General features: G+C 44.1%; 12 protein-coding genes and 1 riboswitch. Of the genes, 1 reads left to right on the top strand and 11 read right to left on the bottom strand.

The genetic code is table 11. The features are described 5' to 3' along the window. Positions 1–29: 29 nt before the first annotated feature. The 4 genes from pulA to K4H96_RS04675 form a co-directional block, all read right to left on the bottom strand. Positions 30–2,327 carry a type I pullulanase gene (gene pulA / locus K4H96_RS04690; RefSeq protein ID WP_223337054.1) on the bottom strand — a complete coding sequence of 766 codons (2,298 nt, stop codon included), beginning with the start codon at positions 2,325–2,327 and terminating at the stop codon, positions 30–32. Positions 2,328–2,350: 23 nt separating this feature from the next. After that, positions 2,351–3,301: a diacylglycerol kinase family lipid kinase gene (locus K4H96_RS04685; protein ID WP_002895076.1), complete on the bottom strand. Its 951-nt coding sequence runs from the start codon at positions 3,299–3,301 to the stop codon at positions 2,351–2,353. Positions 3,302–3,310: 9 nt separating this feature from the next. Further along, positions 3,311–5,269, bottom strand: coding sequence for an NAD-dependent DNA ligase LigA (ligA, locus tag K4H96_RS04680; RefSeq protein ID WP_223337055.1), 1,959 nt, complete (start codon positions 5,267–5,269; stop codon positions 3,311–3,313). 105 nt (positions 5,270–5,374) lie between these two features. Continuing rightward, on the bottom strand, positions 5,375–5,890 hold the full coding sequence (locus K4H96_RS04675) for a QueT transporter family protein (RefSeq protein ID WP_223337056.1): 516 nt from the start codon (positions 5,888–5,890) through the stop codon (positions 5,375–5,377). Continuing rightward, positions 5,888–5,994: riboswitch (PreQ1 riboswitch) on the bottom strand. (Overlaps the previous gene by 3 nt.) Before the next feature lie 58 nt (positions 5,995–6,052). On the opposite strand from K4H96_RS04675, the gene K4H96_RS04670 reads away from it, so the two are divergent. Then, positions 6,053–6,493, top strand: a complete 441-nt coding sequence (locus K4H96_RS04670) for a GtrA family protein (protein ID WP_223337057.1) — start codon at positions 6,053–6,055, stop codon at positions 6,491–6,493. A gap of 71 nt (positions 6,494–6,564) precedes the next feature. On the opposite strand, the gene K4H96_RS04665 is transcribed toward K4H96_RS04670, so the two are convergent. From K4H96_RS04665 to K4H96_RS04635, 7 genes are all read right to left on the bottom strand, one after another. Further along, on the bottom strand, positions 6,565–7,272 hold the full coding sequence (locus tag K4H96_RS04665) for a B3/B4 domain-containing protein (protein WP_223337058.1): 708 nt from the start codon (positions 7,270–7,272) through the stop codon (positions 6,565–6,567). 17 nt (positions 7,273–7,289) lie between these two features. Then, positions 7,290–7,739: a MarR family winged helix-turn-helix transcriptional regulator gene (locus K4H96_RS04660; protein ID WP_223337059.1), complete on the bottom strand. Its 450-nt coding sequence runs from the start codon at positions 7,737–7,739 to the stop codon at positions 7,290–7,292. Positions 7,740–7,883: 144 nt separating this feature from the next. Continuing rightward, the gene (locus K4H96_RS04655; protein ID WP_223337060.1) at positions 7,884–8,582 is read right to left on the bottom strand and encodes a hypothetical protein; all 699 of its coding nucleotides are present in this window, start codon (positions 8,580–8,582) and stop codon (positions 7,884–7,886) included. A 38-nt stretch (positions 8,583–8,620) separates the two neighbouring features. Continuing rightward, complete coding sequence (locus K4H96_RS04650; protein WP_223337061.1) at positions 8,621–9,550, bottom strand: YihY/virulence factor BrkB family protein; 930 nt, start codon at positions 9,548–9,550, stop codon at positions 8,621–8,623. Between the two features lie 32 nt (positions 9,551–9,582). Beyond that, complete coding sequence (locus K4H96_RS04645) at positions 9,583–10,440, bottom strand: methionyl aminopeptidase (RefSeq protein ID WP_223337062.1); 858 nt, start codon at positions 10,438–10,440, stop codon at positions 9,583–9,585. A gap of 21 nt (positions 10,441–10,461) precedes the next feature. Further along, a complete protein-coding gene (gene spxR, locus K4H96_RS04640; RefSeq protein WP_185756118.1) occupies positions 10,462–11,739 on the bottom strand; it encodes a CBS-HotDog domain-containing transcription factor SpxR in 1,278 nt (425 codons plus the stop codon). Next, on the bottom strand, positions 11,732–12,283 hold the full coding sequence (locus K4H96_RS04635; RefSeq protein WP_009659355.1) for a GNAT family N-acetyltransferase: 552 nt from the start codon (positions 12,281–12,283) through the stop codon (positions 11,732–11,734). Before K4H96_RS04635 ends, spxR begins: the two co-directional genes overlap by 8 nt. Positions 12,284–12,300 lie beyond the last annotated feature (17 nt).

Raw genomic sequence — 12,300 nt, 5'->3', positions numbered from 1 at the left:
AAAGAGCCGCTTTTCATGTAGCTAATAACTTATTGAATAACTTCAAAAACAGAAACCGTCAGATTTTCAACATAGAAAGGCTTCTTATGACGGCTATTGCCAACTACGAGGCGCAGCTTATCTGCATTAGGCAGATAGTAAGGCAGGCCGCTAGCGTTAAAAATGACTTGATAATGCTTGTCGTCCTTGATTTCGAAGATAATCAAGCCACTGCCCTGCTCTGCTGATTGGACAAAGACATGCTTATAAATATCTTCATAGGTCTGATAAGAAAAGGCCTTGCAAGATGTCTTGAGACGAATGATGTCCTTGATAAAATCAATACTCTCTTGATGGTCCTGCAAAATATCCCAATTCACCTGATTGACTGCATCTGGTGCATTGTAGCTGTTCATAGCCCTTTCGCGATCGCTATGCAGGACTTGGCCGTCTTCCCCCGTAGCTACCAGCTTAGTACGGGAAAATTCCTGTCCCACCTCCATGAAAGCCATACCCTGCATGAGCAGGTTCATGGCAGTTGCCAGCTCAATCCGCTTGGTGCGAGTCAGAACATCATCGTCGGGATGCAGCTCCGCAAGTAAATCATGTAAGTTGAAATTGTCGTGAGCCTCCACGTAGTTAAGAACTTGATCAGGACTGCGATAGCTGCCTAGCTCACTGCTGCCAAGGATAGACTTAGCGACGATATCCTCTGTCGCCTGACCACTGACAAAACCAGCCTTGATGCCGCCGTAAACCTCGGCTCCCTTAACCGCATCCCGCTCTGTATCATTGAAAAATCCAATCCGTGGCAACTGATAAGCATTGTCCTTCTTGGCTTTTTCTTCCGGTCTTAGACCCGTTCCCATATCCCAGCCTTCTCCATAGAGCAGGATTCGTGGATCCACCTCATCCATGGCCTGACGAATGGCATTCATCGTTTCCACATCATGAATTCCCATTAGGTCAAAGCGGAAGCCATCCACATTGAACTCCTCTACCCAGTACAGCAGGGAGTCAATCATAAACTTGCGAAACATCTCGTGCTCGCTGGCTGTCTCACTACCCACACCAGTTCCGTTTTGGAAAGAGCCATTAGGATTCATCCGATAGTAATAATCCGGTACTGTAGCCTGAAAAGCAGAATCATATGTCGAGTAGATGTGATTGTAAACAACATCCAGTGTCACAGAGATCCCCGCATCATGGTAGGCCTGAATCATCGTTTTCAAATCACGAATGGCCTGCGCTGGGTCGGCAGGATTGCTGGAAAAGCTCGTCTCTGGAGCATGATAATTCTGCGGGTCATAGCCCCAGTTGTAGATCAGCTCTCCATTTTCATCATAGTCCTTGTAACGGTCAGAGACAGGCTGAAGCTGGACGACATTAACGCCTAAATCACTGATATAGTCAAAGCCTGTCTTTTGCCCTTGATGATTGGTAGTGCCTTTTTGACAGGCTCCCAAGAAGGTCCCGCGCAGCTGACTATCCACGCCAGAAGTTTCCGACTTGGTCAAATCCCGAATGTGCATCTCATAAATCACTGCTTGATTTGGATTATCCAAGCGCCAGAAAGCTTCTTTGCCCTGTCGAACCTCAAAGCCCGCTACTTCTGTCTCATCCGCTCCAAGAATCGCTGATCGCTTGCCATCTGGACTGGTCGCAATGGTATAGGGATCGCGAGTATAAAAATTACGGTATTCAAAGCTAACATGGTAATGATAAGTTTTGCCGGTCAAGTCTTCTGCTATTTCAGTTGACCAGACACCGATGGTGTTTTCCTTATGGTCGTGAGAATATCGGTCTCCTTTTTTCATTGGGAAGATTTTATAAACAGGAGCTTGATTGTCAGCCGATTCATAGACAACTAGCTCTACCTTCCTAGCTGTCGGTGCCCAAACTTTGAAGGTATGCGCGCCGTCCGTCTGACGGTGTCCCAACCAGCCTTGATAGCCCCAACATTCATCAAAGTAGTCTGTTCTCAGGGCAACATCAAAGTTATGCGGACGCCGGCGTGAATACTGGTGACTTGTCGTTGCAGCCTGCAGGGAATAATACACCTGCGTATCTCCCTCAATCAGCCAAATTTCCGTCACCAGATGAGGCGGTAACAGATCAATATGATAGTCACATGACTGGCTAGACCAGTCTGAACGTTTGATAATCACATGAGCATGATCTAAGGGCTCCCAGGTTTGAAATGATAATTCCCCCTGAATACCAAAATAATCAAGTTTGGAAAAGGCTACTTCCTGTCCCCATTGGTTTATTTGCCACTGCCACATATCATAGGAGAAATAATCTCCAGTAGGATTGTGGTAATGGACTAAGACTTTATAGTCTAGCATGTTCTTTTATCTCTTATCTAAAATTATTCTATTGAAAGGGCTGTCTGACTGATTTCATCAATATTGGCAAAAAATTCCAAATGACCGTGCAGCACTTCCAGTTCAACAGGCGTATCACCGCCGTATTCTCCATCCAAATTCAGCATAAATGGACCTTTTTTATCTAAAACTTCCAGCTGCAGCTTGCTTGTTTTGAGGTATTCTACATTGATATCGCCAACGTGCTGACCGCCATTGATAGCCTGCATCATCAGACTCAGCATATCAAAGAGATTGGCTGTCTTGACCAAAATCAAGGTAAAATTCCCGTCATCTAATTTAGTATCTGGCGCTAGCTTTTCAAAACCACCAATGGAGTTGGTCAGGGCCGCAAACATGAGCGAAATCTTCCCTTCAAAGACACCGTGGTCGTGCTTGATACGGACCTTGCGGAACTTAGAGCGAGGGAGCTTTTTTGCTCCTTCTGCAACATAGGCAAAGTAGCCTAGGCGGGATTTGACCTCGCTAGGAACGCTGTACGTCAGCTCTGTCAGGGTTCCAGCTGCTGCAATATTGATAAAATACTTGCTGCCATATGCCCGGCCAATATCCATCTTTATGGTCTGGTTCTTTTCGATAATGCGGGCTGCTGCTACTGGGTCTCCCATGGGAATCTTCAGAGCACGCGCATAATCGTTGGTTGTGCCAGTTGGAATAAAGGCCAATTTAGGCCGTTCATCCAGATTCGCCACGCCATTGACTACCTCATTGATGGTACCGTCGCCGCCTGCCGCAATAATCAAATCAAATCCTGCTTTTGCTGCTCTTTCAGCTTCTTTTTGAGCAGAAAGAGGCGCTGGAGTGGTTTGATAGGCGCTGGTTTCATAGCCCACATCCTCCAAAACATCCAGAACTTCCGCAATATTTTTCTTAATAATTTCCTGTCCCGAAGTCGGGTTATAAATCAATCGTGCTCGTTTAATCTTATCCTTCATACTTCAGCCTCATAAGCTATCAAGCCAATCTTCATCCCGAATTTCAATTCCCAACTCCTGAGCCTTGGCCAGCTTACTGCCGGCATCTGCGCCAGCTACTAACAGATCCGTTTTTTTAGAAACAGATCCGGAAACATTAGCACCCAGACTCTGCAATTTTTCTTTAGCTTGATTGCGTGTCAATTTTTGTAATTTACCAGTCAGGACAACCGTCATACCAGATAGGGCTGCATCAGCCGCTGCCTTTTGCCCCAGATAGTCCAGATTCACACCTGCTTCCTGCAGCTCCGCCAAAAGAATCTGAGAGCCTTCCTGCTCAAAATAGGTATGTAAGCTTTGGGCAATCACAGTTCCAAGGCTGTCAATAGCTGCAATCTCTTCTTGGCTGGCCTGAGACAACTTAGGAATATCATGAAATTTCTCCAGCAAAATTCGACTGGCCTTGCTTCCCACATGGCGAATTCCCAAGCCAAACAAGAGGCGTTCAGCCGAGTTTTCTTTGGAAGCTTGAATAGCAGTATATAATTTATTTGCTGATTTTTCCTTAAAGTTCTCTAGTTCTAGTAAATTTTCCACCGTCAGCCGATAGATTCCAGCCACATCCTTGACTAGATTTTGAGCAAAGAGCTTCTCTACCACTGCTGGACCAAGGCCGGTAATGTTCATGGCATCCCGGCTAGCAAAGTGAATCAAGCCCTCCTTGATCTGGGCTGGACAGAGCGGGTTAATGCAGCGCAGAGCCACTTCGTCTTCAAAGTGCACTAGCTTACTCTCGCAGCTTGGACAATGGCTTGGCACTTCCAAAGCCTCTTCTGACACCCGCTTGGACTCGACCACTCGCAAGACAGCAGGAATAATATCCCCCGCCTTATAGACGATAACGGTGTCTTTCTGACGAATATCCTTCTCTGCAATATAGTCCACATTGTGCAAGGTTGCTCGGCTGACAGTCGTTCCCGCTAACTGCACTGGTGTCAGATTGGCTGTCGGAGTCACAACTCCCGTCCGCCCCACTGTCCAGTCAACAGACAGAAGCTGGGCTTCCTTTTCCTCAGCCGGAAACTTATAGGCGATGGCCCACTTAGGCGCCTTAACAGTAAAGCCTAGCTCCTCTTGCACAGCCAAGTCATTGACCTTGATGACAATACCGTCAATCTCATAAGGAAGACTGTCCCGCTCCTCAGCGATCTTTTCGATAAACTCCCAAACTGAGTCGATAGAATCCGCCAGAATATGTGTAGGATTGACTGAAAAGTCCAAATCTGCCAGCTTGTTTAAGACCTCTTCTTGGCTGCCAACCTGAGTCGGACTGGCTTCTTGGTAGAGAAAGGTTGCTAGATTGCGCTTGGCCACAACTGCTGTGTCCAACTGCCGCAAGGTTCCTGCTGCCGCATTTCGGGGATTGGCAAACTCAGGCTCACCATTCTCCTGCCGAAGCTGATTAACCGCATCAAAGGAAGCCTTGGGCATGTAGCACTCTCCGCGAACCGTAATGTCCAGCGGTTCTTTCAATGTCAGAGGAATATCCTTGACCCGCTTGAGATTTTCAGTGATGTTTTCTCCAACAGAGCCATCCCCCCGAGTCGCTCCTGCTACCAAGATTCCCTTTTCATAGGTCAGGGAAATAGAGAGCCCATCAATCTTGAGCTCACAAAGATAAGAGACCTGAGGAAATTCCTTGCGAATCCTCTGGTCAAAGACTATTAATTCTTCACGTGAAAAAGCATCCTGCAAACTAAAGAGAGGATACTGGTGTGGATATTTTTCAAATCCTTCTAAAATCTTCCCTCCCACCCGATGTGTCGGACTGTCAGGCAGGATATCGGTTGGGTACTTTTCTTCTAACTCCGCTAACTCACGATAGAGTCTGTCATACTCGCTGTCCGATACACTTGGCCTGTCTGCCGTATAATATTCATGGGCATATCGGTTGAGCAATTTTACTAATTCTGACATTCTTTCTTTCATACTTCTATTTTATCACAAATACACAAAATCTTCCTCTATTTGTTCTCAATTCTTCCTAAAAAACAAAAGGACATAAAAAGAGCGGAAATTCCGCTCTCTGCTGTCTTATTTTGTCAAATCAATCCTTTTCGCAATCTGGTTAATAAGGATAGCTCCAGCAATCAAGGAAGCAAATTCTCCAATAGCCATTGTGAACCAAGTCAGGAGGAATGGCAAACCTTGCAAGAAATGTAACTCTGCAGCAATGGTCACCATCGAAATAGAAAAGAATACTGCAAAATAGAAATGATCCAAACGAATCAAGTCTTTAATCAGATATTGATTCTTATAGCGACTGAAAAGGTAGACACCCAATGACAGGAAGACTAAAGTGGACCCGCCACCGACAAAGACATCAACGATTCCAAAACTATAGAGATTGGCAATCATACAGCCAATGGTCACTCCCATGATATACTTCCGATTATAAAAGGCCATAAAGTTCATCATTTCAGAAATTCTGAACTGGTAAGCACCATAGCTAATAGCATTTAAAGGGGGCGTAATCGTAAGGGCAACATAAATAGCAGCAACAATGGCAATCTGAGCCAAGTCACGAACTGTCAGTTTTTCTTGTTTCATGTTTTCTCCTTTAGCGGCTTTACCGCGTGTAATATGCTTGGCGAAAGAAGTTAAGCGCCAAGGGTTGCATCGCATGAGAAGAGCATCATTAGTTGATTTCCAAACAGATTTAGCAACCCAACTAGTATAGCATAAATCCTAGAAATATGATAGACTATCTTTATGAAAACTTTAATCAAAAAATTCTTTGACAATGAGGTTCTGTCCTATCTTTTCTTTGGTGTGGCAGCTACCCTTGTTTATATGACTACTCGTCTCCTTATCTTCGCTCTTACAGGACAGACATTATTTGCGACCATTACTGCTAATGTCACAGCAGTACTTTTTGCTTTTATCACAAATGATACCATTGTCTTTAAACAGCAGCGCAAAGGTTGGCAAAAACGACTTTTTAAATTTGCTCTGGCGCGTTCTGGCACTCTTTTGCTAGACATCGTTCTTGCAAAATTATTAGTGGATACTTATCCTAATATTATCGGGCAATTTGTCAACAATAACCGCAATCTTATCAACTCTATCGAGTCACTTTTTTCTCAAGTACTTATTATTGTTCTCAACTATGTTTTCAGTAAACTCTTCATCTTTGAAAACAAGAAAAGCTAATTGACTATGATACTTCAACCTTAAAAATATCAAATCTGGACCAGGTAATTCTGATCCAGATTTTTTTATTCTCAGATTTCCAAGCTTGGATTATCAAAAGTCAGGTGGGTGATTTCACCTTTGACACCAAAATAGTCCTCAATCAGAGTCTGGAGTTCTGTCATGGCTGCTTGTGCACGCGCTGCTTGCTCTCCATTGATGGCCTCAATGACCAAAACAGCATCCTTGGTCTCTTCCGTCAGCATGGTCCGCTGCGCTTCTCTCCAGTTAAGACAACGGCAGACAGCTCCCTCTTCATCATAGTAGATGATTTCTTCTGGCAGTGCCGGTGCGTCACTCTCAGCACCCAATGGGAAAAAGGCTTCCCCACCTTTGGCTTTTCCTAGATGAAGACCTCCGACAATCTTATCCAAATCCTCACCGCCACATGGAACCGCATAAGACAGCGAGACACTGTTGTAGACATCGACCAAAGGATTGATTGGATGAAATTCCCGCCCCTGACTAACCCGCTTGAGCAGGGCTTCGATGGAGGATCGTGCTCCTTTCTTGGTCTTGAATTTGCTGAAAGCCTGCCGCCACTCCTGAATGACTTCATTTTGAGTGAAGTTCTCGTCTAAGATAAAGTCTTCAGCTCGCTTCGCTCCCTTATCCAGCAGGGATTTGAAATATGGATCCTTACTTTCATCCACACTATTATCAAGCCCTTTGACCACTAAAATACTAATCTGAGCTTCCGGAAATACTTGCCAAAATTCATTTTCAATTGTAACTTTCATGCTCTACCTCTTCAATCTTAATAGTTTCTTTTTTGTCCTTTTTTGACGGCTTCCCAGTCACCTGTGATGTTTTCACGCACTCGGACCAGCATTTCCTCCAAGGCTTGAACTTCTTCCTGAGAAAAGTCCCGCAGAGATGTCTCTTCAGAATAGTCATTCTCCGCTAGGATAAAAGGATAAAGTGTTTCCCCTTTTTCCGTCACAAACCATTCCTTGTTCTTCTTGTTGCCTTTGGCTGCCTTCTGCTGCACCAAGCCCTTGGCTTCTAGCTTCTTAACAGAGCGGGCAACCGTTGAGCGATCCACCTTGAGCAGCTCCGACAGCTCCTCTTGGATAATTCCCGGATTCTCCGCGATTCGTACCAGATAAAGATATTGCCCCCGCGCAAGGTCAATATCACGAAACTCAATATTCGCAATGGAATCCAAAGCTCGGGCGATAATCCCAATTTCCCGCAATACTGACATATCCCCTCCTTTTATTTTTATTTGAAACTATTATATCACATTTTATTGCAAATGCAATAAAATCACCAAAAATAAAAAGAGGAAAATCCTCTTTAAATTGAAAAATGCAAGAATTTAACAAAGGTTTTATCTTCTAGTATTTTTCTACTGTTCCTCTGTTTTTTTCAACACAATATGATTTAAAACACTAATATATTGCCCATTCTCAGCTTCAATGCTAATATCCAAATAAAATTCTCCATATCCTCTATTAGCTATAGTAATACTCACATAACTCTTACTCTTAATATTATAATTCTTTTTTATCTCTTTTACAAAATCAAGGTCGTCATTAGCTTTATAAGTAATGGTTTGTAAAGTTGTCTCTGGATGATCTTTTTGAATTGAAATAATCGGTAATTTTCGAAAGACTCCCTCATGAATCTGAAGATTAAAAAGCCGCATATCATACTCTTGTGGGACTTCTTCTAAATAGTTTAAGTGCTCATTCTCATAAATCACCTTGTAAAGAGTTGAATTTGGCTCCCCATTATTATAGCCAATATTATAATTTCCCTCTAATATATTGCCTTTTCTTTCTAAATCTATTTTATGGTGTTGTAAAGTACTTGAGGGATTCTCCTGTTCCAATAAATAAGAGCTATATTCTTGAACAGTTGATAAATCTTTCTTTTCCGCTGCTAAAAAGTCAAAGAAAGGCTTGAAGCTATTTTCCAGAACATATTCTTCCTCTGTTCGATTTTCAGGAACCGAGGATTTTAGTGTCCTACATCCAGTTAGTGCAATAATGGAAAATAATCCACCTAACAGTAGCAATAAAACAATTCTACTTTTTCTTCTCATCTTATCATTCTCTTCTACCATTCTTACACAATGTCATATTAGAATTCATCTTCCCCATCCTGCTCTTTCTTCTTGAAAGTAAAGCGTCCTGTGCTTTCAACTTGAAACCCTGACTCACAGCAGCTCTGGATAGTGGCATTAAGCACTGCGCCAACAATCAAAATTTTAGCAATCATGATAAACCAAAACATCATCACAACCATAATGATGGAGCTAAAAAAGCGGACATCAACTAGGTGATTTAAATAATTATCCATGTAAACGGAAAAGATATTCAGCAAAGCCAGAATGGTCAAAAGCACAAAGGCGCTGCCAGGCAGAACATAGCGTTTTTTGTTGATTTTCACATTAGGCAGGAAATAATAGAACATAACCAAAACCGCAAAGAGTAAGGCGTAAATCAGGGGCTCGGTAAAATTCTGCAAGTGCTGATAAAGCTGGTTATCTAGCTTCCAGTAAGTACGGAGAAAATCCAGCGACATATGGCCGAACATGGTCAGAAAGAGGGCCAAGGCAAAGAGAATCTGCAGACCTAGACTCACAAAGAGACTCATGACGCGATGAGAAATCAGCCCCCGACTCTTAGCCACCCCATAGGCTTTGTTAAAGGCAATCTGGAGGAAATTCATGGACTTGGAAAAAGTCCAAAGAGCCGACAAGACTGAGAAGCTCAGTAGGCCAGTCGAAGGCTGGGTCAGCACTTCACGCATGACTTTTGCTACAACATCATATAAAGTTTCTGGTAGCATGTCCTTGATGGCTGTCAGAAAATCCGCCACCGGAATATGAAAATAGGGCAAAATATTCACCACAATCAAAAGCAAGGGAAAAACAGAAATCAACCAATAATAAGCAACTGCAACGCTGCTCAGCTCGCTATCTGCCTCTTTATAAAAACGGAAAAATTCTCTTAAAAACTGATTGCTGCGAACCTTACCAAATAATTTCTTCACTCTCTTCTCCTTCAAAAAAGCTGAGACAACTGCCCAGCCTTTGATTTCTAATAAGTCCCTTCTTCTCCCTGGCTGGTCAGAATGACAGGACCATCTTTTGTAATGACAAACTGATGCTCATACTGACAGGACAGACCGCCATCCAGCGTTTTATGTGCCCAGCCGGTCTCAAAGTCCGTATCAATTTCCCAGGTACCTGTATTGATCATGGGCTCGATAGTCAGAACCATTCCCTCACGCAAGCGCAAGCCACGTCCTGCTCGACCATAATGCGGCACCATAGGCTCCTCATGCATGGTTGGGCCAACACCGTGACCGACCAGATCGCGCACAACGCCATAACCATGACTTTCAGCATATTCCTGAATAGCTGCTCCAATGTCGCCGATACGATTGCCGACCTTGGCAGCTGCAATTCCACGGTAGAGACATTCCTTGGTCACATCCATCAGCTGCTGAGCCTCCGGGCTAATCTCCCCTACTGCATAGGTCCAGCAAGAATCTGCCACACCACCCCGGAAACTCTCTGTGTGCTGCTTCATCTGTGCTACATTGTCAAAATCTAGCTTGGACACATCCAGCTCTGCCTTATCGACCAAGCCAACCACCATATCAACGCTGATGACATCGCCTTTTACCAGCTTCTGATGACGGGGAAAGGCATGGGCTACCTCGTCATTAAGAGAGCAGCAGGTAGCATAAGGATAGTCCATGACAGAGCCTTCAACACCAATCTGCAGAGGTAGCGCATTGTCTTCTTTACAACGCTTGCGAACATACTCTTCAATGTCCCACATGTCAATTCCTGGCTTAATCAAGTCTCTCAAACCAATGTGGACCGAAGCCAGAAAATCTCCACTCTTGTCCATCAAGTCAATTTCACGCTGTGATTTTAAAGTAATCATTCTTTCTCTAATTTCCTCTTCTTAATTAATTTTCACTGTAATCGTCGCTTTGGCAACCAGCATCGCTTCCAGATACATCTCAAAGTCAATAATAGCTGTCCGCCTAGTTTGACGGATAATGCGCGGCTGAATATGCAGCAGGTCATCAATCTGGACCGCCTGAAAGAAATAAATCATCAGCTGGTCGATAATCAAGCTACGGCCGCTGTTGACCATGAGCTGCTGGGTAATCCGAGTCAAAATTTCTGTCAGCACACCGTTAGCCAACACACCATTTTGCTCCAGCATAAAAGGCTCAACGGTAAAGGAAAACAAATCATCCTGGCGGCTAATCTTCTGTCCTACTTGTTCACTGAAAGTCGGCAAGCTGGAAATCTGAGATCGACTCATTTTTTCCATAATGTCCCGCCGCGTAATCACACCCAGCAAGGTCTGATTGCTGCGCACTACTGGTATCATTTCAAAATCTTCTGCAATCATGCGCTGGCTGATATTGGCAATATTAGCAGATAAGCCTGTCATAAAGACATTTTTCGTCATGACCTTGTCCAAGGTTGTCAGAGGAGACTTATCCCCTGCGTCCCGCATGGTTACTACTCCAACCAGCATCTGCTGCTGGTTGATAACCGGAAACCGGCTGGCACGATTGCGGCGGACCAAGTCCAGATAGTCACGAACAGTATCTGTATCATGCAAGAAGCCGTACTCGTGGCTGGAGCGATAGACCTGCTCCACTGTTAAAATATCGGTCTTGATTTGCATATTGGACAGGGCACGATTAATCATGGTTGCCACGGTGTAGGTATCGTGCTTGGTCCTTAGAACCGGTATATTGAGCAGATTAGCCATCTTCAGAACTTCCGAACTGACTTCAAATCCTCCGGTCACCAGTACCGCATTCTCATTTTCCAGAGCCAAGAGCTGGATTTTTGTCCGATCTCCAACAATCAGGAGGCCTCCCTCATTCAGATAGCGCAGGATATTCTGCTCCGTCATGGCTCCGATGGAGAACTTATTAAATTCTTTTTCTAGACCGTCTTCTCCGGCCAATACTTCTGAGCCTGTAATATCAACGATTTCCTTATAGGTCAGATGCTCCAAGACAACTTTCTTGGACTTGACCCGAACCGTACCACTCCGAGGCCTGGTCTCAACAATACCGCGGTTCTCCGCTTCCTTGATCGCTCGATAGGCCGTACCGTCGCTGACTCCCAGATAGTTTGAAATACTGCGAACACTGACCCTCTTGCCGATTGGAAGATTTTCAAGATAAGTTAAAATTTCCTGATGCTTACTCATTAAAATCTCCTCTCTCATAACGGTACTCCAGATAATCTCTCATCTTCCTCGTGTATCGATCGCTCCCTTTAAACTGCCGGTAGAGGCTGAAGCCAGATTTTTGAGCTACCTTTTGACTAGCTAGGTTCTCTGCATGAGTAATAATGCTGAGACGCTTGAAGTCAAAGCGGGTAAAAGATAGAAAAGCAATCTCTCGGACAATTTCTGTCATCAGCCCTCGTCCCCAGTAGTCTTGCCGCAGAAAATAACCTAACTCAGCTTCTTTCTTGATCTCGTCCATCTTTTCAAACTTGACAGAGCCAATCATTTCCTGCGTTTCCTTGTGACAAATGGCCCAAATCCCCAGAGGATTTTTCATAAAGAAATTGGCAATGACGTATTCACTTTCCTCTAGGCTTGCTTCTGTCGGAAAGATGAACTGAGTATTTTCCGGATTGGACGCAATCTTATATAGGGCTCCTGCATCTTCAAAGACAATGGGCCGCAAAAAAGCATGCTCTGTCTCAATAAATGAGCAGGCTGCTAAATGTGTCCATAAATTCATCTGCTACCTCTACAAAA

It is taken from the genome of Streptococcus sanguinis, from assembly GCF_020729765.1.
In the GTDB taxonomy this organism is placed as follows: domain Bacteria; phylum Bacillota; class Bacilli; order Lactobacillales; family Streptococcaceae; genus Streptococcus; species Streptococcus sanguinis_Q.
The sequence above is the reverse complement of the archived record's forward strand: the minus strand, read 5'-3'. Positions and strand labels throughout refer to the sequence as shown.

Bases quoted from the DNA above. Each gene is read 5' to 3' on its own strand.
- pulA (WP_223337054.1), bottom strand. From the start codon at position 2,327: ATGCTAGACTATAAAGTCTTAGTCCATTACCACAATCCTACTGGAGAT.
- K4H96_RS04685 (WP_002895076.1), bottom strand. From the start codon at position 3,301: ATGAAGGATAAGATTAAACGAGCACGATTGATTTATAACCCGACTTCG.
- ligA (WP_223337055.1), bottom strand. From the start codon at position 5,269: ATGAAAGAAAGAATGTCAGAATTAGTAAAATTGCTCAACCGATATGCC.
- K4H96_RS04675 (WP_223337056.1), bottom strand. From the start codon at position 5,890: ATGAAACAAGAAAAACTGACAGTTCGTGACTTGGCTCAGATTGCCATT.
- K4H96_RS04670 (WP_223337057.1), top strand. From the start codon at position 6,053: ATGAAAACTTTAATCAAAAAATTCTTTGACAATGAGGTTCTGTCCTAT.
- K4H96_RS04665 (WP_223337058.1), bottom strand. From the start codon at position 7,272: ATGAAAGTTACAATTGAAAATGAATTTTGGCAAGTATTTCCGGAAGCT.
- K4H96_RS04660 (WP_223337059.1), bottom strand. From the start codon at position 7,739: ATGTCAGTATTGCGGGAAATTGGGATTATCGCCCGAGCTTTGGATTCC.
- K4H96_RS04655 (WP_223337060.1), bottom strand. From the start codon at position 8,582: ATGAGAAGAAAAAGTAGAATTGTTTTATTGCTACTGTTAGGTGGATTA.
- K4H96_RS04645 (WP_223337062.1), bottom strand. From the start codon at position 10,440: ATGATTACTTTAAAATCACAGCGTGAAATTGACTTGATGGACAAGAGT.
- spxR (WP_185756118.1), bottom strand. From the start codon at position 11,739: ATGAGTAAGCATCAGGAAATTTTAACTTATCTTGAAAATCTTCCAATC.
- K4H96_RS04635 (WP_009659355.1), bottom strand. From the start codon at position 12,283: ATGAATTTATGGACACATTTAGCAGCCTGCTCATTTATTGAGACAGAG.